Genomic DNA, 23,676 nt, shown 5'->3' on the forward strand with positions numbered 1-23,676 from the left:
GCCGAGCATCGCAGGCTGCCCCCTCGTACGGAGTGCGAGGGGGACACGGGCAGCGGGGTCGCCTTCTCTTTGGTGACTTTCTCTTGGCGACGCAAGAGAAAGTTACTGCGCCGCCGGGCGCACACCCCGGCCTCCGCCCTCCACCAAAGCACGCAACAACCATCACCACCACCGTGCCATAACGTCCCGCAAGCGAGATGAAGAAGCGATGGCAGGCAGTGACGGATGCGGGCGCACCGCTCGATTGACAGGCCCGCACGCCGTTGCAGCTCACTCCGGCGTCTTGAACGACGCCCAATACTCCATGATCTTGAGCACTCTGCGCAGTTGGCTTGTCGGCATGGTCTGCGTGCCCCAGGTGGCATAGCGCCCGGCCGTCTCGCCCATGATCCAGAACTGCCGCACGGTCAGAAAGGCGGCAATCGCATCGACGTCTGCCTGGGCCAGCGGACGCACGCTGCGGTAGCCCGCCAGGTAGTGGCGCCAGCGCATAAGCCCGGCCTCGTCGAGCACACCGTCCACCTTGCGCGGCAGGTTGTTCCACAAATAAACACACAGCTCATAGGCCAACAGCCCAGGGCCGGTGTCGTCGAAGTCGAAGAACGAGGCCACGCGGGTGCCATCCGGCCCATCGCTCATGAAGTTGTTGGCGCCGTGGCAATCGCCATGGCATGCCACGCGGGTGAGCGTGGGCAGCAGGGCGGTGATGCGCTCGTCCAGGCGCTCGGCCAGCGCTGTGTAGTCGGCGCGCAGGCCGTCGTCCATCGCGGGTGCCGCACACAGTTGCTGCAGCGGCGCGCGCAGCAGGTCGGGCAGGTCGAGCTGGTACAGGCTGGGCGGGCCCGCGTAGCCCTGCGCCAATTCATGCAGCAAGGCCAGGCCTCGGCCTGTGGCCTCGGTGTCCGGCACCGACTCGCCCGGCCATTCGCCCGGGAGGTGCTCGAATAGCACCAGCGGGCGTGGCCCCTCGGGCAGCGGCAGGTCGATGCTGGCCGCGCCATCACGCGCGGCCAGGGGCGCTGCGACAGGGGCGCCTGCGGCCTTCAGGTGCCATAGCATCGCCGTCTCGTAGGCCGTATTGGGTGCGCCGCGCGGGCGGTCGACGCACAGCCGCGCCACGGCCTGCCGGCCATCGGCAAAGCGCAGCTCGTACACCTGGTTGTACCCGCGCCGCATCAGCACGCAGTGGGCCACGTCGCCCAGGGCGTAGTGCGCCATCACGATGCGGGCAATGGCGCCGCCGGTAGGGGTGGACTGGGCGATGTCGATGGTCGTCGGGGCAGTCATGGGGCAGAGCCTGTGGCGTGGAGGGCCGGGGATTCTGCCTGAAGTCGCAGCGGAGGTCTGTTGCAGGATTGCGCTGCCGTGGGTTGGGTGACAAGATCGCTAGAGCCTTACTGCCTCCAACTCAATCAGCTTGCCAATGCCTCTGTATACCTACGTCATTTCATTCAAGGGCGCGACCCACATCGCGCAGAGCAGCCACAGCAACTTTCGGGGATTCATTTCCTGGGTTGATGCGGTGCCGAATCTGGGCCCCTCTCTCAAGACGCAACTTGCCCACAAGGCATACCGGGGCGATTTCAGTGCGGTTGACAACAAGAAGCATGTCTGGCGAAAGTCCATTGACCTTGATGGTGCCGAGATGGTTGTGCACGCCATCCAGACACAGCCCTAGCGATGTAAGGGCGCTGTAGCTGGCTGCCGTCGCTGCTTGCTTCTTGCTTCAAAACACACTCCCCACCACCGCAAAGTCCGCCTCGCGCACCGCCATCTCCCGCAGCGCTCCCACCAGCGGCCGCAGGTCATCGCGCCGGTGGTGCAGCGCGTAGTCCAGCAGCCCCAGCGGCACGGGGCTGGGCAGTTCCTGCAACACTCCGCGCTCGAACAGCGCCCGCGCCCAGCCCTGCGGCAGCAGGCCGATACCGCCACTGTGCGCCAGCAGGCCAGCGATGGCGCCCCAGTGGTTGCAGAACAGGCGGCGTGCGGGTTGCGCGCTGGCCTGGCGCAGCCAGTCGTCGATGAGGTGGGTAACGCCCGAGCCCTGGGGCAGGCTGACCAGGGGGTGGGCCTGCAGGGCGTTGGCATCCATGGCCGCCAGCCCCGCAGCCACCGCAGGGCTGGCGCACCAGGTGAAGGCGGCCTGCGCGATGGGCACCGAAGTGAGTGCGTTGCGGCTCGCCGGCCCGGCGATCACCGCCACGTCGAGCTCGCCCTTGTCCAGCCGCTCGGCCAGGGCGGCGCCCACGTCCACATGCACGCTCACCTCCAGGTCGGGGTGGGCGCTGGCGATGGCCGCCACTAGGCGCGGCAGCCAGGTCAGTGCCGTGAGCTCGCCCACACCCAGGCGGCAGGGGCCGCGCAGGCCGGCGGTGGCGCCCATGGCCTGGTGCACCAGGTCGGCCTGCTGGAGCAGGGCGCCGGCCAGGGGCACCAGGCGCGTGCCGGCCTCGGTCAGCGCGGCGCGGTGGCCGGCGCGGTCGAACAGCACCTGTCCCAGCGATGCCTCCAGTTCGGCGATGCGCTTGGACAGGGACGAAACCGACAGGTGCACGCGCTCTGCGGCCAGGGCAAAGCTGCTGCAGGTGGCGGCCCAGTAGAAGGCTTCGAGTTGCTTGAGCGTCATGGATTTTGTTTCTATTTAGCGAACAAAGTGATTCTTCTAAATTCGCTTTCTTGCGGAATGCTAATGCAAGACACTGTCTTTCGGTCCTCATTTCCATGGAACTCCCGCGATGTCCACTTCTGCCGCCCCCGCCATCAACCCCTGGCAAGCCTTCGACGGCACGCGCCGCAGCGGGCGCACGCGCGACCTGCTCTCGCTCGGCGACTTCGAGGCCGCCGCGCGCCGCGTGCTGCCGCGCCCGATCTTTGGTTACATCGCTGGCGCGACCGAGGACAACCGCGCCCTGGCCGACAACCGGCAGGCCTTCGACGAACTGGCGCTGGTGCCGCGTGTGCTGTGCAACGTGGCGCAGCGCGATCAAGGTGTCACGCTGTTCGGCACCCGCTACGCCAGCCCCTTCGGCATCGCGCCCATGGGCATCGCGGCGCTGTCTGCCTACCGGGGCGATGTGGTGCTGGCGCGGGCAGCGGCCGCGGCGTGCATTCCGGCAGTGCAAAGCGGCAGCTCGCTGATCCGGCTGGAGGAGGTGATGGCAGCGGCCCCCGGCACCTGGTTCCAGGCCTACCTGCCCGGCAAGCCCGAGCGCATCGATGCGCTGCTGCAGCGCGTGGCTGCAGCCGGTGTGCAGACCCTGGTGGTCACGGTGGACATCCCTGTGGCCGGCAACCGCGAGAACAACCTGCGCGCGGGCTTTTCCACCCCGCTGCGCCCCAGCCTGCGCCTGGCGTGGGATGGGCTGGTGCGCCCGCGCTGGCTGGCGGGCACCTTGCTGCGCACGCTGGTGCGCCATGGCATGCCGCATTTCGAGAACTCGTTTGCCGAGCGGGGTGCGCCCATCCTGTCGTCGCGCGTGCAGCGCGACTTTTCGGGGCGCGACCACTTCGACTGGAGCCACATCGCACGCATCCGCAGCCAGTGGCGCGGGGCCCTGGTGGTCAAGGGCATCCTCAGCCCGCACGATGCGGTCCTTGCGCGCCAGCACGGGGTGGACGGCATCATCGTCAGCAACCACGGTGGCCGCCAGCTCGATGGCGCCGTGGCCCCGCTGCGCGTGCTGCCCGCCATTGCCGAGCAGGCCGGCAGTGCCATGGTGGTGATGCTCGACGGCGGCATCCGCCGCGGCACCGACGTGGCCAAGGCCCTCGCGCTGGGCGCGCAGGCGGTCTTCGTGGGCCGCCCGTTCAACTACGCCGCCGCCGTGGATGGCGAGGCGGGCGTCAGCGCCGCCATCGGCCTGCTGCGCGCTGAGCTGGACCGCAACCTGGCGATGCTGGGCGCCACCTGCTGTGCCGACCTGGGGCCGCAGCACCTCATGGACCGGCGCTCGCCCTGGCCGCTGGCGGGCCCGGCCAGCCCCGCCGTCTGAACCGGTGCTGTGCTGACCACCGGGGTGATGGTCAGGTGATGCTCATCTCCAGCGGCGTGGTCTGGAACGCGATCTGCCGCCAGGCGCCGCCATCCTCCTGCGTCCACACCTGAAGCACGCGCGAGTCGATGCGCACGGTGCCGGTGCCGTCCTTGCGCACCGCCACCAGCAGTTGCCTGCCGGTCATCACGGCGCTGGTGCCCAGCACCTGCACCTGGAGCTCGGACCGGTCGATCTGCTGGTAATCGACATGCGTGCCGCCGGAGCGGAAATAGCCGTCGTAGTCGTCCGTCTTCCCCTTGGCATGCACGTGGGTGAGGCCGGGGTGCAGGATCTCGCGCAGCCGTGCAAAGTCGGCGCGCTTCATGGCATTGCAGCGCTGGGCCTCCAGGTCCAGCAGCAGGGATTCGGTGTTGCCGGGGAGGTGGGTGTCGGATGTCATGTGGGTCGTTGGGCCAGCCAGCGGATCTCGCCAAGCAGGTCCACCAGGCCAGCCTGGATGAAGCCCAGGGTCGGCTCGTCCACCAGGCGGCCGTCCTGGATGCGGGTGGCCACGCCCGCGATGGCGATGTGCTGGCGCACCAGCGGCCGGGCCAGCGTGGCGGCCAGGGCGTCACGGATCTGGGCCTGCGCGCGCACGCCGCCGGCCGTGCCGGGCGATGCGGTCATGACCAGCACCGGCTTGCCCTTGAGCGGCGAGGCGAAGCCCGGACGCGATGCCCAGTCGATGGCGTTCTTGAGCACGCCGGGGATGCCGTAGTTGTACTCGGGCGAGCAGATCACCAGGCCGTCGGCCCCCGCGATGGCAGCCTTGAGCTGCGCCACGGCGGCGGGCGGGCTGTCGCTATCGAGGTCGGCGTTGTACATGGGCACGTCATCCAGGGGGAACAGCTCCAGCGTGACTGCGGGGGGCAACAGCGGCGTGAGGCTGCGCAGCACGGCCGTGCAGTGCGATGCGCGGCGGATGCTGCCCGATATGGCAACGAGGCGGAGGGGGGCGGCGTTCGGGTTGGCGGTCACTGGGGTTTGCTCCTTCTTTCAATGGCTTGAGTTTATGCATAAAATTCAAAACATGTACAAAAAAGAAACGCCCACGCGCACACCGCCCCTGGTTGACCAGGCGTTTGCACAACTGCGCCACGATGTGCTCAGCGGTACCTACGGTGCCGGTGCCAAGCTCAAGCTCGACGAGTTGCAGACGGCGTATGGTTTTTCCAGCAGCCCGCTGCGCGAGGCCCTGAGCCGCCTGGCCCAGGAGGGGCTGATCCGTTCCGACGAGCGGCGCGGTTTTCGGGTGGCGGCGATTTCGGAAGAAGACCTGGCCGACATCACCCGCATGCGCGTGATGCTGGACGTGCAGGCGCTGCGCGAGTCCATCGCCCATGGCGACGATGCGTGGGAGGCCTCGGTGGTGGGGGCCTTCCACCGGCTTGAAAAGGTGGAGAGCCGCCTGGGCAATGGCCCCGCCATCCTGGACGAGGGCTGGACCGACCTGCACACCGCCTTTCATATGGCGCTGATTTCCGCCAGCCCTTCGGAACGGCTGCGCGCGATGAGTGCCAGCCTGTTCGACCAGGCAGAGCGGTATCGGCGCTATTCCGCGCGTTTTCGCAAGAGCTTCAAGCACAAGTCCAACGAACACCGCAAGCTCATGGACGCCACCCTGCGGCGCGATACGGACACGGCCTGCGCGCTGCTCGAAGAGCACATTCTGAGCACCCAGCGCAATGTGATGGCCGTGCTGGCCCAGGTCGAGCAGCAGGTGGGCTGAGCCCGCGGCCCCTCCTGGGGCCACCTCGCCCGGCACTCGGCGACCTGTAACCCGTATCCGCATCCACGCAGACCAGGCGACACGCCGCTGCGGGTTCGCCCCTGCCTGCCTGGCGCCCGCAGGAGAGGGTCAAGCTGCCGCATCCCCCAGCCAACTTTCACCCTCTTGATCGCCTGCGGCACCGCCCTCTGGCAGGCCTTTTCGTGCCTCTTCAATTTTGTGCTTGGTGTAAACCACTATGCATTTACGGTGTTTTATGCATAAAAATAACTTCATGCACCAAGTCGTGCGGCTGGAAGCATTCACTTCGGGTCGCCTTTCCATTCACCTCTCCCATCCCTTGAAGGAAACCCATGAAACTGATGTCCTACTCGATCACCGGCCGTGAAACCTGGGGCGTTGTCGTCGACGATGGCGTGGCGGAACTGGCGGCACGCACGGGCCACGCCACGCTGGCCGACTTCATCGCCAGCCCCGACTTCGCGCGCCGCGATGCGCTGGTGGCCGGGCTGGGTGCCGATGCGAAGCTGGCCGACGTGGTGTACCTGCCCGTGATCCCCCGCCCCGAGAAGATCGTCTGCGCGGTGCGCAACTACATGGACCACCACCAGGAGGTGCTGGCCGCCGGCATGCACCGCGAGCTGTCCGAGCAGCCGCCGATCTTTTTGCGCGTCTGGCGCTCGCAGACGCCGCACCAGGGCCCCATCGTGCGGCCGCACGTGTCGGAGTCGCTGGACTGGGAGGGCGAGCTGGCCGTCATCATCGGCAAGGAGGGGCGCGACATCAGCGAGGCCGACTCCTGGGCGCACATTGCAGGCTACAGCTGCTACAACGATGCCAGCGTGCGCGAATGGCAGTTCCATGCCAAGCAGATCGCATCGGGCAAGAACTTCGAGTCCACCGGCGCCTTTGGCCCCTGGATGGTGACGGCCGACGAGATCGCCCCTGGCCGCGAGCTCAAGCTGGAGACGCGGCTGAACGGCGCCGTGGTGCAGTCCAGCCACACGGGCCACATGATCTTCTCCATCCCGCGCCTCATCGCCTATGCATCGACCATCTTCACGCTGGTGCCCGGCGACGTGATCATCACCGGCACGCCGGCCGGCGTGGGCTGGAGCAAGAAGCCCCCGCAGTACATGAAGCCCGGCGATGTGGTGGAGGTGGAGATCGAGGCCATCGGCTTGCTGCGCAACCCGGTGGTCGCCCAGGGCTGAGCACGGCCCACCTGTATTCACCCATTCACCACGCAAGGGTAGAGCCAAGCCCCACGCGGCCGCCGCCCATGGAGACAAACACCATGAACAGAAGACACCTGCTGGCTGCCTGCAGTGCAGCTGCCGTTGCGTGGCCGGCGTTGCCGGCCCTGGCCCAGGCCTACCCGGAGCGGGCCATCAAGCTCTACCAGGGCTTTGCGCCCGGCGGCAATGCCGACGCCATCGCCCGCGCAGTGGGCATGGAGATGGCCCGGGCGCTGGGCCAGTCCGTGGTGGTGGAAGCGCAGTCCGGCGCGGGCGGCACCATTGCCGCCACCACCGTGGCGCGCGCCAAGCCCGACGGCTACACGCTGCTGCTGGCCACCGGTGGCCATGCGGTGGCGGGAGCGCTGTACAACACGCTGCCCTACAAGTCGGTGGCCGATTTCGAGATGGTCTCCACCGTCACCTACTTCCCCTTTCTGGTGGTGGTCAACGCCAGCGCCAAGGTGCAGGGGCTGCGCGAGGTGATCGCCAACGCACAGGCAGCGCCCGGCACGGTGGCCTATGGCACGGCGGGGGTGGGATCCACCCACCACCTGGCGGGCGAGCTGCTGGCCAGGCTGGCGCGGGTGGACCTGCTGCACGTGCCCTACCGGGGCGATGCCGCCTCGCTCACCGCCTTGCTGGCGGGGGATGTGCCCTTCATCATCGCGCCGCCCACGGCGGTGATGGCCAACATCCAGGCGGGCAAGCTGCGCGCCATTGCCACCACCGGCCCGCAGCGCTGGCCGGGCCTGCCCAACGTGCCCACCGTGGCCGAGCAGGGCGTGGCCGGCTACGACGTGCGCTCGTGGGCCGGCCTGATGGCACCGGCCGGCACGCCCCGGGCCGTGGTTGAGCGCCTGAACGCCGAGGCCCTGCGCGCGCTGCAGGCGCCCGCCGTGCGCCAGCGGCTGGAGGACATGGGCGGCGAAGCGCGCGGCAGCACGCCCGAAGAGATGAAGGCCATGGTCAGCCACGAGATCGAAAAGTGGCAGCAGGTGGTGGCCGATGCCAAGATACCGAAACAATGAACGCTTGAAAAATTCACGGAAAGACTTTTCGCATGACTCTGATCGCCATCCGCAAACGCAGCCTCAGCATTGAGACCATCTACCACGAAGGCGGCCCGCCAGCGCAGCAGCCGCTGCGCGTGGCCGCAGCCTGCGCGGTGATCCACAACCCCTATGCCGGCCGCTACGAACCGGACCTGCTGCCCTTCATGGCCGAGCTGCGCAGCCTGGGCACCCTGCTGGCGCAGGAGCTGGTGGACACCCTGGGCAAGGAGAACGTGCAGGCCTACAGCAAGGCGGCCATCGTCGGTGTCAACGGCGAGCTGGAGCACGGCGCGGTCTGGCACGAGGCGGGCGGCTGGGCCATGCGCCAGGTGCTGGGCGAGCCCAAGGCCATCGTGCCGGCGGCCAAGGCCGTGGCGGCCACGGGCTACCGGCTGATGGTGCCGCTGCACTACATCCATGCGGCCTATGTGCGCAGCCACTTCAACAGCACCGAGGTGGGCATTCAGGACGCGCCGCGCCCCAACGAGATTTTGTTCGCGCTGGTGATGGCCGATGGCGGGCGCGTCCACTCGCGCCTGGGCGGGCTCACGCGCGAGCAGGTCTCCGTGCACGACGGGCAGCGCTGAGCATGGCGGCACACACCACCATGACGATGAAGGCCGTGCAGCTGCAGGTCACCGGCGGCCCCGAGGTGCTGTCGCTCGTGGACCTGCCCGAACCCCAGCCGGGCCCCGGCGAAGTGCGCGTGCGCGCCCACGCCATCGGCGCGGGCGGGCCGGACGTGCTGATCCGCAACGGCACCTACAAATGGATGCCCCCGCTGCCCGCCGTGCCCGGCAATGAGCTGGCCGGCGTGGTGGACGCCGTGGGCCCTGGCGCCAGCCGTCTGGCCATTGGCGACCGCGTGCTGGTCAGCGCGCGCGAGCTGCCCCAGCGCGGCGGCTGCTACGTGCAGGCCATCTGCGTGGACCAGGCCGTGCCCTTCGTGCTGCCCGCCAGCATTGGCTTCGACGACGCGGTGAGCCTGGGCAACTTCCAGCTCGCGCTGGCGCTGCTGGCGAGCAACGGCAACCTGCCGGCGCAGGCCATCCTGGTGCCTGGCGCGGCCGGCGGCGTGGCCACGGCGCTGGCACAGGTGGCGCGCTCGCGCGGGCTGCGCGTGATCGGCACCGCCTCCACGCCGGAAAAGCGCGCTTTTGCGCTGGAGAACGGAGTCACCGACCTCGTCCATGGCGATGACGTGCAAGCCCTGCCGCAGCGCGTGATGGAGCTCACCGGCGGGCGGGGCGTGGACCTGGCCTTCGACCATGTGGGCGCGGCGCTCTTCATCGCCTGCCTGCGCTCGCTGGCGCCCTCGGGCATGGCGGTGTCGTACAACATCCTCGCCGGCCCGCCGTCGAGCGACGTGTTCGACGAGCTGCGCAAGCTGCTGGCCAAGAGCCTGGCCATCCGCACCTTCTCCATCCACGCGGTGGATGCTGACATCGCACAGCGCCGTGGCCTGATGGAGCAGGCCATTGCGCTCATGGCCAGCGGCCAGGTGCGCGCACCGCGCGCCATGCGCCTGCCGCTGGCGCAGGCCCGCCAGGCGCACGAGCTGCTGGACAGCGGTGGCACGCTGGGCAAGCTCGTCCTCATCCCCTGACCCCATGGAGGCCGCCACCATGAACCCACCCTACAGCGCCAACCTCTCGCACTGCGGCATCTTCTGCCGCGACCTGGAGGTGATGAAACGCTTTTACACCGGCGTGTTCGACATGCAGGAGACCGACCGGGGCGAGGGCGTCACCTTCCGCTTCGAGATCGTGTTCCTGAGCGGGCGCGACGACCAGCACCACCAACTGGTGCTGGCCGGCGGGCGCGTGGCCGAATCGCCCAGCACGGTGATGCAGCTGTCCTTCAAGGTCCAGACCATCGACCACCTGCGCGAGGCGCGCCGCCGTGCCCTGGCCCTGGGCGCGACCAAGATGCGCGGCCTGAACCACGGCAACGCGATCTCCATCTACTGCATGGACCCCGAAGACAACACCGTGGAGGTGTACCTGGACACCCCCTGGTACGTGAGCCAGCCCCACGGCGACCCGCTGGACCTGGACCAGGACGACGAGGCCATCTGGGCCCAGACCGAGCGCGTGGTGCGCACCGATCCGAGCTTCATGCCTGTCTCGGAATGGGCGGCACGCTTCGCCCAGCGCCGCCAGGCCCTGCAGCAGGCTGGGGGATCTGCGCCGGGCTGAATGCCTGCAGCCTGCCAACGGACTTTGGCTGCGCGTACCATCGGGCCACCTCAACGTGGCAAAGGATGTCGTTCGTGCACCGATTCAGTTTCAAAGCCATTCTTGCCGGCGTCGTGTTGATGCTGGTGCTGCTCCCCGCCATTGCCTATGGGCTGTGGTACCTGGCCTCGTGGTGGTTCCAGTCGCAAGGGGGTGGCGACGCGCAGATGGCGCAGGCGGTCACCGAGTTCCTGGATGGCAACCTGGGCACGCTGGCACTGCTGCTGGCGGGCGGGGCCATGTGCATACCGGGCGGCTATGTCACGGCGCGGCTGGCACCGGCCCACCCCTACGCCAACAACCTGGTGGTGGCGGCCCTGCTCACCGCCATCTCCATCGGCTTGGCCATCGGCACGGGCTCGGGCTGGGACTGGTGGTTCGACCTGGCCAATGCGTTCTTCACCGTGGCGGGCTGCTGGTTCGGGGGCTGGCTGGTGGCGCGGCGCGGCCGGTGAGCGCATGCCGCAGCACGAGCGCCTGGAGATCTACCCCGCCGATGGCAGCCTGGCGCTGCAGCCCTCGGGGCGGGTGGTGGGCAAGGGCCTGCGCAGGCAGGATGTGCAGGCCTTGCTTGCCGAATACTTTGGCGGCTCGCATGAGCATGGCAACAGCTACGCCTGGCTGTCGTTGCACGGCTTCGACCTGGGCGCCAAGCCCTGCTGGCTGTCGCTGGGCTTTCACGAAGGGCTCCTGAACATGGTGCTCATCGGCGTGGGCCTGCCCGGCGCCGAGGAAGAGGACGGCTGGCCCACCCAGAAGGCCATCGACAACGAGATCGCCTTCGTGCGCCAGGCCCTGGGCAAGCAGCTGGGCCGCCACTTCGGCAACGGTGACGTGGCTTTTCCCTGGGGCACGGCCTGGAGCCGGTTCGATCCCAAGGGGTTTGCGGCCAGCGCGGGCCTGCGCTACGGCTGATACGGATTCGCCTTCAACCGTCTAGCGTCGTTGGTTCGCCTTGCCGTGCTACAGCACTGTCTGCGGCTTCCCGCCTAGCTATGCGGTCGAATGCCAATCCGTATGAACGCGTATTTACTTGCCCAGCAACTGCTGCTGTGCCGTCTTGCCCTTGCCGCCCAGCTTCATCGCCGCCAGTACGGTCCGGGTGCTGTCGGGCAGGGCCAGGCCATGCGCCAAGTGCAGCTCCAGCAACAATTCCAGCAAGGGGGCCTGGTCCTTGCGCCAGGTGGTCATGGGCTCTTGCACCATGGCGCACAGCAGCGCAAACACCGCCGCTGGCATGGCCGTATGGGCCTGGGCTGCGGCCGCCAGGCTCCTGGCATAGCGCGGGCCCTTGACCAGGGGCGTGGCCCACAGGCGGGCCAGTGTGTCGCCCAGGGCGGTGGTGTCCAGCCGGCCGTCCTGCACGCCCAGCACCAGCGCGTCCACTGCCAGAGCCGTCTGTCCGGGCTCCTTGCCCGCCAGGGCCACGGCCAGCAGCAGCAAGGCCATGGGGGTGAGCGGGGTGGTGGGTTCCAGCAGCAGGTCGAGGTAGGCGCGGTTCTGCCACTGGGCCTCGTCCCAGTCAACGTTGTTGCCCATGGTGTTTGCGGCTTCGGCAAACAGCGGCTCCAGGCCCGAGGGCAGCAGGCTGGCTACAAAGCGGATGTGGGCAGCCTCGTGCTCGATGCTCCAGCGCGTGTCGGCCAGGTGCTTGGCGCACAGGGCCAGGGCGGTGTGGTGGGGCTGCGAGTGCTCCTGCGGCTGCAGCGTGGGTTGGTGTGTGAGGTACAGGTGGTGGAAGGTGTAGCCGTACTCGGTGCTGCGGCTCAAGACATGCCAGCCCAGGCGAGGGTGCAGCGGGCCGCCGGGGCCCAGGTCGCCGTAGGCGGCCAGCGTGGGGGCGTCGTCCGCATGCGGGGAGCGGATGCGCGCCGCGGCCAGGAACAGGGGGCGTGCCGCTGCATCCTGGGGTACCTCGACACCGCCATCGCCCATTGCGTAGCGCAGGGCCTGCACCAGCGGGTCCTGGCTCTTGATGCCCTGTGCCTCGGCCAGTGCGGCACGGGCCGCATCCGTGTCCATCTGCGCGGGCACCAGCCGCATCAGTGCCAGCACCTGTTCGGACAGGGGGGGCGTGACCCCGGCGTGCCGTTGCGCCTGGATGCGCTGCACCAGTTGCCGCGGGTCGATGAAGCCACCCCGGTGCGTGGGTGTGGACAGGGGCGTGAGGCCGTGGCCCGCGAGCGCCTGGGCGATGAGGCCCTGCACGCGCGGGCCGATGAAGTGCTGCGCGCCCGCAGGGGCATTGCCGGGCACCACCATCACATCCTCAGCCGTGCCCTCGCCATCCACCGCAGCGGCCATCACGCGAGCCAGCGCAAAGGGCAGGGGCTTGCTGGGCCATTCCAGCTTGCGGGCGCGCTTTTGCAGCGCGAGGAAGGCGGCTCTGTCTGCGTCCGCGATGGGTGCCAACCGCACCAGCGCCCCGGCCACGCGCTCCCATTCGTCCACGTCGGCGGGGTTCTCCAGCGCATAGGCCATGCGCTCGACCACATCGGGGATCTGGTCGAGCGGGGGCAGGGCGCGACTTGCGTCCAGCGGCGAGACCGGGCGGGGCGCGTTTGTGGGATCGGTGGCCACAGGGGGCGCAGCAAGCTGCGCTGCCTCGGCCTCGCCCACCAGCCTGGCCAGCGCCGGCCGGTTCACGGCCGAGACAAAGGGCAGGTAGCTGCGCGCCAGCTCCTGGCCGGCTTCGTCCAGGCCCAAGGTGGTGAGGAAGGCGATGGCCTTCTTCTGCACATCCGCCGCCGTGTGTGCCAGGGCCTGTGCGGCGATGCCGCTGGCGCGGTGGGCCAGCCCGGCATCGCCCTTCGCCACCAGGCCCAGCAGCTCCAGCGCCGCCAGCACCTGTGCCTTGACGGTGGCCGATGCGACAGGCACCGCAGCGTCGCACACGGCATCGCCCGGCACGTGCCCGGCCTTGTGCAGCGCGGCCACGGCCTGCAGCGCCATGCCTGCGGTGGGCGCGATGCGGCTGTGGCACAGGGCCAGGTAGCGGTCGGCCTGCAGCGCCATCTCGTCCACCGTGGGTGCCAGTTGTTCGTGAAAGCGCGAGAACCAGCCCGACTTGAACTGCGGCCAGTCGCAGGCCAGCGCGCCCAGGGTCTTGTCGAGCAGTTGCGCTCGGGTGTACACGCCGCGCTCGCACAGGGTCAGGAAGGCGTGGCTCCAGTAAAGCTCGGGGTCGTGGCAATACTTTTCGCGCGCGGCAAAGCTGCCGTCGGAGCTGCCTTCGCGCTCGAACAGTTTCAGCAGATGCGGCGCAATGCCCGGGTCCGCATCCACATGCTTGAGCACCAGGTTCGACTCGCCGCGCAGGTCGCCGAAGAACAGGGCGTCGAAGTACTCCTCGGTCTCGGGGCGCTCCACCAGGCCGGCGACAATGGCGCGGTGGATGTGGTTGGGGTAGTGCCACTGGTGTTCGCCGCGCAGCTGCGTGGCGATGGGCACGGCGGACGGCGCAGGCGCATAGCGGGCCCTGTAGGCCGCGATGTCCTGGATGCCGATGTGCTGCCAGTAGTCGCAGGCCGGCTGCTCGTCGGCGCACAGGAAGCGCGCCAGCTCGGTCGCGCGAAACAGCCGGTTGGCGCGCTCCTTGTCCGTGCGCCCGTCCACGCTGAGGGGGCTGTCGGGGCCGGCGCGCAGCAGCTGCCACCGGCGCGATATCAGGCGCTCTACGGCGCGGCGCATCGCCTTGCGTTCGGCCTCGTCTGCGGCATCGATGCAGTCCATCACGGCGCCGAGATCGCCCGCGAGGATGTGCCGTTCGAGTTCGCTGCCGCCGGTGGCGTTGTCTTCGTCGTTGTCGTGCATGGGTCCGGATACGGTTCAGTGTGAAGGGGTTGCTGCCTGCGCAGCAAAGGCGGCCAGCACATGCTTGCACGGCCCGCGCTCGCCCTGGTGTTTGGCAAACCAGGGGCAGGTGCAGCGCAGCATCCCATCCACCTCGCGCACGCGGTAGCTGACGTCGGCGCTGTGCACTTCGGCATCGAGCGGGGTGGTGGACAGCAGGCGCACGCCGCCGGCCTGCAGCAGGGCACGGGCATCGGCCAGGCGCGGGTTCATGTCGTCGAGCTGGGCCAGGTCCATGGGCAGCACGCGGTGGAAGTAGGCGCCGTGCACCAAGTCATAGCCCACCAGGCCCGATGCGCCCAGGAGCTGCAGTGCGCGGTCCACATCGGCCACGGGCCACTGCAGCGCGGCCGCCAGCGCATCGCTGCGCAGCGTGTCCTGCCAGTGCAACTGCGCGCGCACGGCGCTGGCGGGGCGGCCTTCATCGGCCAGCACCAGCGCCTGCAGGGCCTGGCCCTCGCCCGAGAAGCCGCGCCACACCTCGGCGCTGAGCACCAGGGTCAGGCGCATGGCGCCGAAGTCCAGGCACCAGGCGCTGGCCTGCTGCTGCGCGTCGGCAAACAGCGTGAGGCTGCGCGCCTTGGGCAGCAGGGTCTCGAGCACGCGCAGGCGGCTGCTGTCGGTAAACCGTACGCCGCTGCCATCGTTTTGCGCCGTGGTGCGCAGGCCCTGGGGGCCGGCCACCACCCACAGCGGGGTCTTGCTGGTCGATGCCCGGGGCAGGCCGCGCACAAAGCGCAGGGCCGGTATGGCACCGACCTCGAAGACCTTGCGCATGGCCGCCTGGTAGCTCTGCACGGCCACCATGCTACGCAGCCAGCGCAGGGGCAGCTCCACCTTCTTCTCGATCACCTGTGCGCCGGCGGTGTGCAGCGTGAAGGCTGCGGCTCCTACCGACAGGGCCAGGCCATCGGCATCGCGCACCTGGGCCAGCGCGGCGCGCATGGGCGCGTTGAAGTCGATGTTGGTCGTGCCCTTGCCGACGATGTCGCCCGCATAGGCGGCCGGCTCCATGTCCACCCGGATGTAGGTGCTGCAGCAGGCCGAAAAGCCTTCGAGCCGCAGCATGCCGCTGCCGACCGTGACCACCGGGTCGGCCAGTGCAATGGCCTTGGCCACGCTGTTGGCCGGCGTGAAGAAGCGCGAGCCCACGAGCAGGTGCACTGCGCTCAGCAGTTGCGCGGCCAGTTGGGGCTGGTGCAGCCGGCCCTCGAAGAAATGCGGGTGGGGCACTTCGGCGGGCGACGAGGTGGCCAGGCGCAGGTGGGGTGCGGCGCCGGCCCCCACCTCCATGGACGAGGGCTCGGCATAGCGGTAGGTGTGGGCGAACTGGAGCATCGGTTGGCTGCGGTGGCGGGGCGATTCTGGCAGAGCCAGCGGTCAGGGTTTTGGCGCCAGCCGTGCGTCGAGAATCATCTTCAGAAGCCGGCCGAACTGTTCATCGTTCACCTGGTTCCTGGGGTTGTCGGTGTCCACCCGGTGCACCACCACCAGGTCGTACGCCGGTACCACGACCACCAGGTGCACGCCAACGCCCTGCGCCGAAAAGGTGCCCGCAGGCACGCGGACGGACGGCAGGTGGCGCCCCTCCACCTCCACCCACCACATGTAGCCATAGCCCCCGTCCACCCCTCTATCGGAGTAGGACTGCAGGCTTTGCTGGATCCATGCAGCCGGAATCAGCTGCTTGCCGCCCCATTGCCCGCCGCGCAGGTACAGGAGCCCGAAGCGCGCCAGATCGCGGGCCGACATGTGCATGGGGTAGGCGGCGTGAATCGAATCATTGCCCCTGAAATACTCACCGTCTTGCGCGCGCCAGTCCTGCATCTGCAGAGGTTTGGCGAGGCGCTCTACGAAGGCGGTGTAGAAGCCCGTTTTGGCCTGCGCTTCGTAGATGGTGTTGAGCGCATTGAAGTCCCAGTTGTTGTAATACCAGAAGCTGCCCGGCGCATGGCTGCCACGCGCCGGCCGGGCGGCCGCCATGGCGGGGCTCTCGTACAGGGCGGGGTGGTAGACACCGGATCGGGCCTTGAGCAGGTCGCCCACGGTGGCGCGCTTTTCGGCATCGGTGAGCGCGGGCGCGTTGTCGTCGATGCCCAGCTCGCCCAGGGTGGCGTCGAGCCGCATCTTGCCCTCGCCCACCGCGATGCCGATCAGCCCGCTCAGGATGCTCTTGCGAATCGAGTGGATGTGGTAGCGGTCCTGCGTGCGGCCCCATTCGTCGAGCACCTTGCCGTTGACCACCAGCATGACCGCCGCCGTGTCGAGGCCCTTCGAGTGCTCGCGCGCCAACGCCAGCTTCGGGGTGGACCAGCCCACCGCCTCGGGCGAGGCGATGCGCTCCCACTCGGCGCCGGGTACCGGGGCCACGTCCGGGGCGGCGATTGCCTGCCCTGCCACAAGCAGGGCGATGCCTGCAACCCACCGCCACGCTCCATAGATGATTCTTGCCATCGCTTGCATAGGATGCCTTCCTCCAGGTGGAACAGGGTGCCGGATCGGATCCCTGGTGCTGCCGATACTAGTCCACTGAAACCGAGAAATCGGCTGTGCGTGAGGGTCTGGCAGGGCCGCAATCTAGGCGCTGGGCGCAGCCGGGTTGCACACCCGGCGAGCACGGCAACGACGAGTGCGGCCCTGCCAGGCCCTCACCCTGCGGGCCGGGGTGGCAGCGGGCGCATCGCGGCGTTGCGGGCTTTGCCAAGGCGGCCAGCCTTGGCGGCAGCCCGCGCCTTGCGCTGCATCCCGCTGCCACCCCGGCGCACAGCCGATTTCTCGGTTTCAGTGGACTTGCCACTTCGATGCCCTTTCCGGGCACGTTGTGTGCTTGCCAGCCTGCAGCGCCTGCGCGCAGTACCCTGCGGCGCCTGCGCGCAGTACATTACGCGGGCCAACAACCTTGAAAGCGTCTACGGTGAACCGAATCAACCCCAAGGCCCTCATCGTGGGCACCTCGCTCCTGCTGGCACTGTCCATCCTGGCCGGTGTGGTGCTGGTATCCCTGCAGGGCCTGCTGCTGGCCATGGAGGGGCAGAGCGAAGAGCAGATCATCCAGGCCCTGGCCGATCTGGCCGACGATGACGGCTACCTGGTCTGGAGCATGGTGCTCGGTGCGCTGGTCAGCGTGCTGGGCGGCCATGTCGCGGCGCGCATTGCAGTCGTGTACCCGTATTTCAACGGCCTGGCGGTGGGCGTGCTGAGCACGCTGGTGGGTTGCGCCTTCTGGAGCGAGCTGCCGCTGTGGTTCAACCTCGCGGGCATCGTTGTCACGCCGGCCTGCTGCGTGCTGGGGTCGCACCTGGCGGTGCTGCGCGCGCAGGCATCGGCTGGTCGCCTGGGATAGGCCAACCCCCATAATCCGTGCCAGAGGCCGTCTGCATCGGCCCGCAACAACCATCTTGGAGGAAGTGCACATGAAGGGCAACGTCGCTGCCATCGTTCTGGTCGTGCTGGGGGTGTTCTTTTTGCTCACCAACCTGGGGCTCATCAGCATCAGCCTCAAGGAATTGCTGGTGACCTGGTGGCCGCTGGCGCTGATCGCCATCGGCGTGGCGCTGTTCTTCACGCCCCGGGAAAAGTAAGCCACGCCTGCCGCAGGCGCTTGCGTCCGCTACGATCGCCGCTCCAACAAGGGAGGGGTCATGGGTAAGAACGTGGTGGCGCTGGCGATGGCGTGGGCGCTGGCTGGCGCGTGGGGCGGGGCGCTTGCGTCCGAGAAGCCGGTCGAAGCGGTCAGCGCGCTGGTCCAGGGCGTCAGCAGCCGTGCCGGCGCCGGGGCCGAGCTGCTGGCAGACTTTCAAGGGGTGGCCGAGCCAGGGCTGTTCAGCAAAGGGGACGATGCCGCCCTGGCCCTGGATGGCGCCATCGCCGCAGTCCAGCGCATCGACACCTCGGCCAGGCCCCAGTTGGCGGTCGCATCGCTGGCGTACCTGAAGGCGGCGCAGAACCTCGTGAAAAGCCTTCTTGACGCCCGCCGCAAGGCGCTGCACGCAGACACGCTGGACCGCGAAGGCGCCAAGGCCGTGACTGACTTGAAGGCCGCCAAAGACAGTGACAGGCCGGCGCTGCTGGCGCACATGGAGACGGTCTTTGGCCAGAGCGACGAGGCCGAAGCCGCCATGAAGGCGTCGGTGGCCCGCGCGACCTCGGCCCTGGCCGAGCTGGCGCTGCGCAGGGAGCTGCTGGCCGCCCAACTGGGTTCATCGGATGCGCTGGTGCCAGAGAAGACCCTGGCTGCGGTCAAGCGTGGCTTGCAGACGGTGCAGCCTCAAGAAGAGTAGGCCACCGCCACAGCTTTCAGGGGTGTGGCGCCGCATCCTTGTCGCGCGCATCCACAAACGCCGGCTCCGCTCCGAAATACCCGCGGAACAGATTGCGCGCAATGCCATGCGCCGCCAATTGCAGCTCCTGCGCGAATGCGGGCGCGAACAGGCGGCCCGTGTTCTCTTGCCACAGCCCTACCCAGGCCGCGAAATGCGCGGGCGTGATGCCGGTCAGCTCCATGTGCTTGCCGAACACATCGCCCTTGAAGCTGCGCGCGCCCAGCGCCACCGTGCACCAGAAGTCCACCAGCCGCGCCAGGTGCGCGTCCCAGCGGCCGTGCAGCGCGGCCTCGAACACGGGGCCCAGCAAGGGGTGGGCGCGCACGTCGGCATAGAAGCTGTGTACCAGCACGGTCATGCTCTCGGCATCGGGTTCCAGAAAGCTTGGCTCGGTCATGGCGGTACCCCCGTTCAATGGCAGCCGCAGCGCGGGCTGGCGCAGTCCGACGCGCCCGCCTCCAGGCCATGGGCGGCGCCGGCCTGGGCCTCGAACGGCGGGAACAGCACGTTGTTCTCCAGGTGGATGTGGGCGATCAGGTCGTCGGCCAGCTGCGCGATGCCGGCGTACAGCGCGCGCCAGGTGGTGCAGGCATCTTCGGGCGGGGAGGTGTCATTGGTCAGCGCGTTCAGGCGCTCCAGCGCGGCACCGTGGTCCGTGTGCTCGGCGCGCATCACGCCGATGGGCGTGCCCACGAACGGGTTGCCGCCCGCGCGCAGCAGCGGGAACAGCACGGCTTCCTCTTTGCCCATGTGCTCCAGCAGTTCCACGTGCATGGCCTCCAGCGCATCGGCCAGGCCCGTGGGCACGGCGGGGTGGCTGCGGTGCACGGCCTCCACGCGCCGCGCCATGCGCACCAGCTCGGGCAATTGCGCGCGGTGCACCTCGTGGTAGCGGGTCATGATCAGGTCAATGAGCGCGCTGGCACTGGCACCCGCCTGGGGCAGTGCATCGCCGCGCTGCAGCTGCGCCAGTTCGGCCAGCACCGCCTCGGCATCCAGCCCCTTGTCGGCCGCCGCCTGCGCCAGGCTCACTTGGCCGCCGCAGCAGAAGTCGAGCTTCAGGCGCCGGAAAACCGCCGTGGCGCCGGGCAGTTGCACCGCGATCTGACCGATTGGCCGCTGCGCATGCAGGTCAAAGGGCGCGCCAGCAGGGGCGTGGGCAAAAGAGGCAGTGTCACGGGCATTCATGGCGGTCCTTTAAAGATTTATTTGATATGTTTATTTTAAGCGGTATTTGAAATGAATCTTTATTTTGACCATGGTGCCGGTGGTCCCTTTGATCTGTCCTGGGCATAAGGCCCGATGGGAGCGCAGATTTCCGGTGCTGTATGCGCTTTCAATATGGAGCTTTGGCATTTTTCGCGGTGGGAATCCGGCCTGTTTGAGGAGGAAACAGCGCCGCCAGCGATGCCCGTTGCTTATCTCATACCATCCGCATTTCGCATGTGTGTCGTACTTGGCCCAGGGCGGTTGCTCCTATGCCGCTGCGAACGCCTGCCGGTAGCGCGCCGGCGTCATGCCCATCTGGCGCGCGAATTCGCGCGTGAAATGGGGTTGGTCGGCAAAGCCGCAGGCAAACCCGATCTCGGCGATGCCGTGGGGTGTGCCCAGCAGCCACTTCGCGGCGGTGCGGGTGCGGGCCTCGGTGGCAATGGCGCGGCAGCTCAGGCCGTGGGTGGCCAGGTGGCGCTGCAGGGTGCGGCGCGCCTGGCCCAGCGACTGGGCCAACTCGTCTACGGGATGCTCGCCCGCCGGGTCGTGCAGTACGCGCCGTGCAATCTGGTGGGCCGGGGGCGGCCAGGGCAGGGCGTCGCACAGCGTGGCCTGCGGATTGGGCTGCTGTGAGGGTTCGGAGACTGCGGCTGCGTTGGCGGGCTGCCAGTGCAATGCCCAATGGCTGGCATGGCCCTGGGCGATGGCGGTGGCCAGCCCGGCCGCCTGGTGGGCCCCGGCTGCGAGCGGCAGCGCAGGGCTGTCGCTGCCGCCCAGGTGCACCGTCAGGCCAGTCACCCCCAGGGCCTCGCAGGTGCCCAGCAACACGCCCAGCACGGCCAGGCTTTCGGGTGGCTGGGGTGTGCCGTCTGTGCCGGTGTGTGCATGGTGCTGCAGGTGCAGGCTGTGCGGGCCCTGGGCCCGCACGCTCACCTGGTGTGCTGAATGCACGTAGCGCTCCAGCCGCTGCCAGCGGGCCAGCAGGGCGGGTACGTCACCGGCGCCCATCAGCGCGCGGTACACCGGGTCATCGCGCAGCAGGTGCACCTGCCGCGCCAGTTGCAGCAGCAGGGCCGGGCCGCCCTGGGCCAGCACCGCGTGCACCACGCTGCGCTTGCAGTCGAGCGGCACATGGCTGCCGGCCAGAGCGGCGGGCGCGGGCAGGCCGGGCGGCAGCGCCAGCCCCTGCGCGGCCATGGCGCGCACCAGCAGGCGGACCATGGCAGCGCTGGCGAAGTCGTCGTTGTGCATGCCGGGCATTGTGAAGGCCTCAGCCCTTCAGCGCCTGCAAGACATCGCCGCTACGCACCGGAAAGCGCGTGAAGCGATGGCCCGTGGCGTCGCGCAGCGCGTTGGCAATGGCGCCTGCCCCGGCCACCATGGCGGTCTCGCCCGCGCCGGTGGGTGAGGCGCTGCTGTCGATCAGGTACACATGCAGCGGCGGCACGTCGCCCATGCGCGGCAGCGGGTAGTCGGCAAAGGTGGTGGCGGCCACGCGCGATGCGGCCACGGGCAGTTCCTCGTGCAGCACCATGCCCAGGCACCACACCAGGTTGCCCTCGGTCTGGGCGCGCACGCCGTCGGGCTGCAGCACCAGGCCGCAGTCGTGGGCGCACCAGATCGCCGTCACGCGCACCTGGCCGGTAGCCCGGTTCACCGCCACGTCGGCCACGGCGGCGGCGTAGCTCACGCCCTTGTAGATTCCGCCGGCGATGCCGCGCCCGCGCAGGGTGGTGGCGTCGCTGGTGGGGCGGCTTTTCCAATGCGCCTCGCGCGCCACCCGCTCGAAGGCCGCCGCCAGCCGCGCATCGCTGGTGTGTGCCAGGCGCCAGGCCAGCGGGTCGGCGCCGGCATGGCGCGCGCATTCGTCCATGGCGCTTTCCACCACCAGGGTGTTGGGGCCCGCGCCCAGGCCGCGCCAGGGGCCCGTGTGCACCGGCAGGCGCTGGGCTGTGAACTCGGTGCGCTGCTGCGGCACGGCATAGGCCAGTTGCGATCCGCGCGCCACGCCGCTGTCGCCCGCGAAGTCGGCCAGGGACTGCATCCACGGCGGCATGGCGGCCGGGGTGAAGAGGATGTGGCTGCTGGCAAACGCATGCCACCAGTGCGTCACACGGCTCTGTTCGCGGCCCTGGTGCACGCGGGCGCGCACCCGGTGGCTCGACGGCGGGCGCTGGAAGCCCTGGGCGAACTCCTGGGCCCGGCTCCAGTGCACCTTGACCGGCGCACCCACGGCCTGGGCGAGCACGGCGGCTTCGAGCTCCACCGTGCACAGCGTGCGCCCGCCAAAGCCGCCGCCCACGCGGCAGGCCTGCACCTCGATCTGCTCTGCGCTGAGCGAGAAGTTACGCGCCAGCACGTCGCGCACATAGAACAGGTCCTGCGTGCCGGCCCAGACGCGCAGCACGGGGGCGTTCTGTTGTGCCTTGCTGCGGCGCCAGGCCGCCGTGGCGCTGCGCGGCTCAATGGGCGCGTGCGCAGCCAGCGGGATGTCCATGCGCAGGTCCACGCTCCAGGTGCCGCCCTCGGGCATGGCATCGCTGCGTGGCCTGTGGCGCAGCGCGCCGCGCGCCAGGTACCGGTCGATGTCGATGCGCGCGGCAATGTCCTCAGCTTCGAAGCCATCGCCATCGACCTGCCACTGCACGGCCAGCGCAGCCTCGATGCGCTCCAGCGCCGCCGGGCTGCGCGCCACGATGCCCACGCCCAGGCTGTTCATCTGCACCAGCAGCGGGCTGCGCACCACGGCGATGCAGGCCGGGTCGGCGCGGGCTGTGGCTTCGTCCATGGCACTGGGGCGCGAGTCCAGCTCGGCCGAGACCGGCGCGCGCAGCACCCGGCCATAGAGCATGCCGGGCAGGCGCGTATCGCCCGCGAACAGCGGCTGGCCCGTGACGATGGCGTGCAGTTGCCCTGCCGGAGGTGCCGCAGGCCGCGACCCCGATGCATCGGCCCGCGCCAGCGCCTGGAAGCTGCGCAGCGCACGGGCCGGCAGCGGTTGGGAGCGCAGCGTGGTGTTGCCTGCCGCAGCAACGCCGTTGGCCAGCAGCGCTTCGCGCAGGGTGGCGCAGGCCTGGGCCAGTGGCAGCGCAAAGTCCTGCACGCTGGCGCTGCCCACGGTGGCGCGCACGCGCGCAATGTCGCCGGTGGCGGGCAGGCGCAGTTGCACGGCCTGGGGCTCTACGCCCAGCTCGGCGGCGGCCAGGCCCTGCAGCGCGGTGCTGATCTGCTGGCCCATCTCGGTGCAGGGCACCCACAGGGTGTAGCGGCCGTCGGCATCGTGCCGTATCCAGCCCTGCGCGTCCTCGGCGCCCGGCGTGGGGCGCTTGGGAATCACGGGCACCAGCGAGCAGCCGGCGCCAAAGACCACGGTGATGGCGGCCAGGCCCGTGCCGGCGAGCAGGTGGCGGCGCTTCATGAGGGCGTTCCTGTGCTTTGCCCGGCCGCATGGTGGATGGCTGCGCGCACGCGGCGCTGCGTGCCGCAGCGGCACAGGTGGCCGGCCATGGCGGCGTCGATCTGCGCGTCGCTCGGTTGTGGCGTGGCGCGCAGCAAAGCCACTGCGCCCATGATCTGGCCGCTCTGGCAGTAGCCGCATTGCGGGACGTTGTGGGCCACCCAGGCTTGCTGCACGGGGTGCAGTTCAGCGCCTGGTGGCGACAGTCCCTCGATGGTGGTGATGGTGCGGCCCTGCAGTGCCTGTGCGGTGAGCAGGCAGGCGCGGGCGGCTTCGCCGTCCACCAGCACGGTGCAGGCGCCGCACAGGCCTGCGCCGCAGCCGAAGCGGGTGCCGACCAGGCCGGCGGTTTCGCGCAGGAGCCAGAGCAGGGGTTCTTGTTCCCAGCCGTCGGGGACGGGGTGGGTTTGTCCGTTGATGGTGAGCTGCATGGTTTGTCTCCGGCGTTTGCTGTGGGTGTGGAGGCAGTGTCTGGCTTGGAGGTTGTGGCGTCTTGAAGAATTGCGCCAGTTGGTTGTTGTGCTGGTTGCATGCTTTGGT

General features: G+C 69.1%; 25 protein-coding genes. 12 read left to right on the plus strand and 13 right to left on the minus strand.

Translation table 11 applies throughout. The features are described 5' to 3' along the window. Positions 1-270 precede the first annotated feature (270 nt). From QYL93_RS30970 to QYL93_RS30980, 3 genes are all read right to left on the minus strand, one after another. On the minus strand, positions 271-1,287 hold the full coding sequence (locus QYL93_RS30970; protein WP_305747272.1) for a phosphotransferase enzyme family protein: 1,017 nt from the start codon (positions 1,285-1,287) through the stop codon (positions 271-273). A 160-nt stretch (positions 1,288-1,447) separates the two neighbouring features. Continuing rightward, positions 1,448-1,657: a hypothetical protein gene (locus tag QYL93_RS30975; protein WP_305747273.1), complete on the minus strand. Its 210-nt coding sequence runs from the start codon at positions 1,655-1,657 to the stop codon at positions 1,448-1,450. 69 nt (positions 1,658-1,726) lie between these two features. Further along, positions 1,727-2,626, minus strand: a complete 900-nt coding sequence (locus tag QYL93_RS30980; protein ID WP_305747274.1) for a LysR family transcriptional regulator — start codon at positions 2,624-2,626, stop codon at positions 1,727-1,729. Positions 2,627-2,735: 109 nt separating this feature from the next. Between QYL93_RS30980 and QYL93_RS30985 the strand changes: the two genes are divergently transcribed. Next, positions 2,736-3,992 carry an alpha-hydroxy acid oxidase gene (locus tag QYL93_RS30985; protein WP_305747275.1) on the plus strand — a complete coding sequence of 419 codons (1,257 nt, stop codon included), beginning with the start codon at positions 2,736-2,738 and terminating at the stop codon, positions 3,990-3,992. 31 nt (positions 3,993-4,023) lie between these two features. Here the strand turns inward: QYL93_RS30985 and QYL93_RS30990 are convergent, their stop codons facing one another. Together QYL93_RS30990 and QYL93_RS30995 are read right to left on the minus strand one after the other, a co-directional pair. After that, positions 4,024-4,434, minus strand: a complete 411-nt coding sequence (locus QYL93_RS30990; RefSeq protein WP_305747276.1) for a nuclear transport factor 2 family protein — start codon at positions 4,432-4,434, stop codon at positions 4,024-4,026. Beyond that, complete coding sequence (locus tag QYL93_RS30995; RefSeq protein WP_305747277.1) at positions 4,431-5,012, minus strand: NADPH-dependent FMN reductase; 582 nt, start codon at positions 5,010-5,012, stop codon at positions 4,431-4,433. The genes QYL93_RS30990 and QYL93_RS30995 overlap by 4 nt, the downstream gene beginning before the upstream one ends. A 34-nt stretch (positions 5,013-5,046) precedes the next feature. Here QYL93_RS30995 and QYL93_RS31000 point away from each other — a divergent pair, with 34 nt between their 5' ends. From QYL93_RS31000 to QYL93_RS31035, 8 genes are all read left to right on the plus strand, one after another. Then, positions 5,047-5,763 (plus strand): GntR family transcriptional regulator, encoded by a 717-nt coding sequence (locus QYL93_RS31000; RefSeq protein ID WP_305747278.1) that lies wholly within the window; start codon positions 5,047-5,049, stop codon positions 5,761-5,763. A 353-nt stretch (positions 5,764-6,116) separates the two neighbouring features. Continuing rightward, positions 6,117-6,977 (plus strand): fumarylacetoacetate hydrolase family protein, encoded by an 861-nt coding sequence (locus QYL93_RS31005; protein ID WP_305747279.1) that lies wholly within the window; start codon positions 6,117-6,119, stop codon positions 6,975-6,977. A gap of 83 nt (positions 6,978-7,060) precedes the next feature. Further along, a complete protein-coding gene (locus tag QYL93_RS31010; RefSeq protein ID WP_305747280.1) occupies positions 7,061-8,032 on the plus strand; it encodes a tripartite tricarboxylate transporter substrate binding protein in 972 nt (323 codons plus the stop codon). A gap of 32 nt (positions 8,033-8,064) precedes the next feature. Then, entirely contained in the window at positions 8,065-8,643 is a 579-nt protein-coding gene (locus QYL93_RS31015; RefSeq protein ID WP_305747281.1) for an amino acid synthesis family protein, read from the plus strand. Positions 8,644-8,663: 20 nt separating this feature from the next. Further along, positions 8,664-9,662: a zinc-dependent alcohol dehydrogenase family protein gene (locus QYL93_RS31020; RefSeq protein ID WP_305747282.1), complete on the plus strand. Its 999-nt coding sequence runs from the start codon at positions 8,664-8,666 to the stop codon at positions 9,660-9,662. A 19-nt stretch (positions 9,663-9,681) separates the two neighbouring features. Beyond that, a complete protein-coding gene (locus QYL93_RS31025; RefSeq protein WP_305747283.1) occupies positions 9,682-10,254 on the plus strand; it encodes a VOC family protein in 573 nt (190 codons plus the stop codon). 74 nt (positions 10,255-10,328) lie between these two features. Beyond that, on the plus strand, positions 10,329-10,748 hold the full coding sequence (locus tag QYL93_RS31030) for a hypothetical protein (protein ID WP_305747284.1): 420 nt from the start codon (positions 10,329-10,331) through the stop codon (positions 10,746-10,748). A gap of 4 nt (positions 10,749-10,752) precedes the next feature. Beyond that, a complete protein-coding gene (locus QYL93_RS31035) occupies positions 10,753-11,208 on the plus strand; it encodes a hypothetical protein (RefSeq protein WP_305747285.1) in 456 nt (151 codons plus the stop codon). Positions 11,209-11,322: 114 nt separating this feature from the next. Here QYL93_RS31035 and QYL93_RS31040 read toward each other — a convergent pair whose 3' ends face one another. Genes QYL93_RS31040 through QYL93_RS31050 form a run of 3 tightly spaced genes read right to left on the minus strand, consistent with a single transcriptional unit; the run spans position 11,323 to position 16,545 of the window. Continuing rightward, positions 11,323-14,106: a DUF6493 family protein gene (locus tag QYL93_RS31040; protein WP_305747286.1), complete on the minus strand. Its 2,784-nt coding sequence runs from the start codon at positions 14,104-14,106 to the stop codon at positions 11,323-11,325. A 15-nt stretch (positions 14,107-14,121) separates the two neighbouring features. Further along, on the minus strand, positions 14,122-15,483 hold the full coding sequence (locus tag QYL93_RS31045; RefSeq protein ID WP_305747287.1) for an SWIM zinc finger family protein: 1,362 nt from the start codon (positions 15,481-15,483) through the stop codon (positions 14,122-14,124). A gap of 42 nt (positions 15,484-15,525) precedes the next feature. Continuing rightward, positions 15,526-16,545: a serine hydrolase gene (locus tag QYL93_RS31050; RefSeq protein ID WP_305747288.1), complete on the minus strand. Its 1,020-nt coding sequence runs from the start codon at positions 16,543-16,545 to the stop codon at positions 15,526-15,528. Positions 16,546-17,044: 499 nt separating this feature from the next. Here QYL93_RS31050 and QYL93_RS31055 point away from each other — a divergent pair, with 499 nt between their 5' ends. From QYL93_RS31055 to QYL93_RS31065, 3 genes are all read left to right on the plus strand, one after another. Further along, positions 17,045-17,488 carry a hypothetical protein gene (locus tag QYL93_RS31055; RefSeq protein WP_305747289.1) on the plus strand — a complete coding sequence of 148 codons (444 nt, stop codon included), beginning with the start codon at positions 17,045-17,047 and terminating at the stop codon, positions 17,486-17,488. Positions 17,489-17,558: 70 nt separating this feature from the next. Further along, positions 17,559-17,726, plus strand: coding sequence for a LiaI-LiaF-like domain-containing protein (locus QYL93_RS31060; RefSeq protein ID WP_164470688.1), 168 nt, complete (start codon positions 17,559-17,561; stop codon positions 17,724-17,726). 60 nt (positions 17,727-17,786) lie between these two features. Then, complete coding sequence (locus QYL93_RS31065) at positions 17,787-18,425, plus strand: hypothetical protein (protein ID WP_305747290.1); 639 nt, start codon at positions 17,787-17,789, stop codon at positions 18,423-18,425. Positions 18,426-18,441: 16 nt separating this feature from the next. Here the strand turns inward: QYL93_RS31065 and QYL93_RS31070 are convergent, their stop codons facing one another. The 5 genes from QYL93_RS31070 to QYL93_RS31090 all read right to left on the minus strand — a co-directional run bounded on the left by QYL93_RS31070 (position 18,442) and on the right by QYL93_RS31090 (position 23,567). Further along, positions 18,442-18,864, minus strand: a complete 423-nt coding sequence (locus QYL93_RS31070; protein ID WP_305747291.1) for a group III truncated hemoglobin — start codon at positions 18,862-18,864, stop codon at positions 18,442-18,444. Between the two features lie 14 nt (positions 18,865-18,878). After that, complete coding sequence (gene ytfE, locus QYL93_RS31075; RefSeq protein ID WP_305747292.1) at positions 18,879-19,655, minus strand: iron-sulfur cluster repair protein YtfE; 777 nt, start codon at positions 19,653-19,655, stop codon at positions 18,879-18,881. Between the two features lie 288 nt (positions 19,656-19,943). Further along, a complete protein-coding gene (locus tag QYL93_RS31080; RefSeq protein ID WP_305747293.1) occupies positions 19,944-20,930 on the minus strand; it encodes a helix-turn-helix transcriptional regulator in 987 nt (328 codons plus the stop codon). Between the two features lie 19 nt (positions 20,931-20,949). Then, positions 20,950-23,097: a xanthine dehydrogenase family protein molybdopterin-binding subunit gene (locus tag QYL93_RS31085; protein WP_305747294.1), complete on the minus strand. Its 2,148-nt coding sequence runs from the start codon at positions 23,095-23,097 to the stop codon at positions 20,950-20,952. Further along, positions 23,094-23,567 (minus strand): (2Fe-2S)-binding protein, encoded by a 474-nt coding sequence (locus tag QYL93_RS31090; protein ID WP_305747295.1) that lies wholly within the window; start codon positions 23,565-23,567, stop codon positions 23,094-23,096. The genes QYL93_RS31085 and QYL93_RS31090 overlap by 4 nt, the downstream gene beginning before the upstream one ends. Between the last annotated feature and the right edge of the window lie 109 nt (positions 23,568-23,676).

It is taken from the genome of Acidovorax sp. A1169 (genome assembly GCF_030704685.1).
Taxonomy (GTDB): Bacteria; Pseudomonadota; Gammaproteobacteria; order Burkholderiales; family Burkholderiaceae_C; genus Acidovorax.

Bases quoted from the DNA above. Each gene is read 5' to 3' on its own strand.
- QYL93_RS30970 (WP_305747272.1), bottom strand. From the start codon at position 1,287: ATGACTGCCCCGACGACCATCGACATCGCCCAGTCCACCCCTACCGGC.
- QYL93_RS30980 (WP_305747274.1), bottom strand. From the start codon at position 2,626: ATGACGCTCAAGCAACTCGAAGCCTTCTACTGGGCCGCCACCTGCAGC.
- QYL93_RS30985 (WP_305747275.1), top strand. From the start codon at position 2,736: ATGTCCACTTCTGCCGCCCCCGCCATCAACCCCTGGCAAGCCTTCGAC.
- QYL93_RS30990 (WP_305747276.1), bottom strand. From the start codon at position 4,434: ATGACATCCGACACCCACCTCCCCGGCAACACCGAATCCCTGCTGCTG.
- QYL93_RS31000 (WP_305747278.1), top strand. From the start codon at position 5,047: ATGCATAAAATTCAAAACATGTACAAAAAAGAAACGCCCACGCGCACA.
- QYL93_RS31005 (WP_305747279.1), top strand. From the start codon at position 6,117: ATGAAACTGATGTCCTACTCGATCACCGGCCGTGAAACCTGGGGCGTT.
- QYL93_RS31010 (WP_305747280.1), top strand. From the start codon at position 7,061: ATGAACAGAAGACACCTGCTGGCTGCCTGCAGTGCAGCTGCCGTTGCG.
- QYL93_RS31015 (WP_305747281.1), top strand. From the start codon at position 8,065: ATGACTCTGATCGCCATCCGCAAACGCAGCCTCAGCATTGAGACCATC.
- QYL93_RS31020 (WP_305747282.1), top strand. From the start codon at position 8,664: ATGACGATGAAGGCCGTGCAGCTGCAGGTCACCGGCGGCCCCGAGGTG.
- QYL93_RS31025 (WP_305747283.1), top strand. From the start codon at position 9,682: ATGAACCCACCCTACAGCGCCAACCTCTCGCACTGCGGCATCTTCTGC.
- QYL93_RS31035 (WP_305747285.1), top strand. From the start codon at position 10,753: ATGCCGCAGCACGAGCGCCTGGAGATCTACCCCGCCGATGGCAGCCTG.
- QYL93_RS31040 (WP_305747286.1), bottom strand. From the start codon at position 14,106: ATGCACGACAACGACGAAGACAACGCCACCGGCGGCAGCGAACTCGAA.
- QYL93_RS31045 (WP_305747287.1), bottom strand. From the start codon at position 15,483: ATGCTCCAGTTCGCCCACACCTACCGCTATGCCGAGCCCTCGTCCATG.
- QYL93_RS31060 (WP_164470688.1), top strand. From the start codon at position 17,559: ATGAAGGGCAACGTCGCTGCCATCGTTCTGGTCGTGCTGGGGGTGTTC.
- QYL93_RS31065 (WP_305747290.1), top strand. From the start codon at position 17,787: ATGGGTAAGAACGTGGTGGCGCTGGCGATGGCGTGGGCGCTGGCTGGC.
- QYL93_RS31070 (WP_305747291.1), bottom strand. From the start codon at position 18,864: ATGACCGAGCCAAGCTTTCTGGAACCCGATGCCGAGAGCATGACCGTG.
- ytfE (WP_305747292.1), bottom strand. From the start codon at position 19,655: ATGAATGCCCGTGACACTGCCTCTTTTGCCCACGCCCCTGCTGGCGCG.
- QYL93_RS31080 (WP_305747293.1), bottom strand. From the start codon at position 20,930: ATGCACAACGACGACTTCGCCAGCGCTGCCATGGTCCGCCTGCTGGTG.
- QYL93_RS31085 (WP_305747294.1), bottom strand. From the start codon at position 23,097: ATGAAGCGCCGCCACCTGCTCGCCGGCACGGGCCTGGCCGCCATCACC.
- QYL93_RS31090 (WP_305747295.1), bottom strand. From the start codon at position 23,567: ATGCAGCTCACCATCAACGGACAAACCCACCCCGTCCCCGACGGCTGG.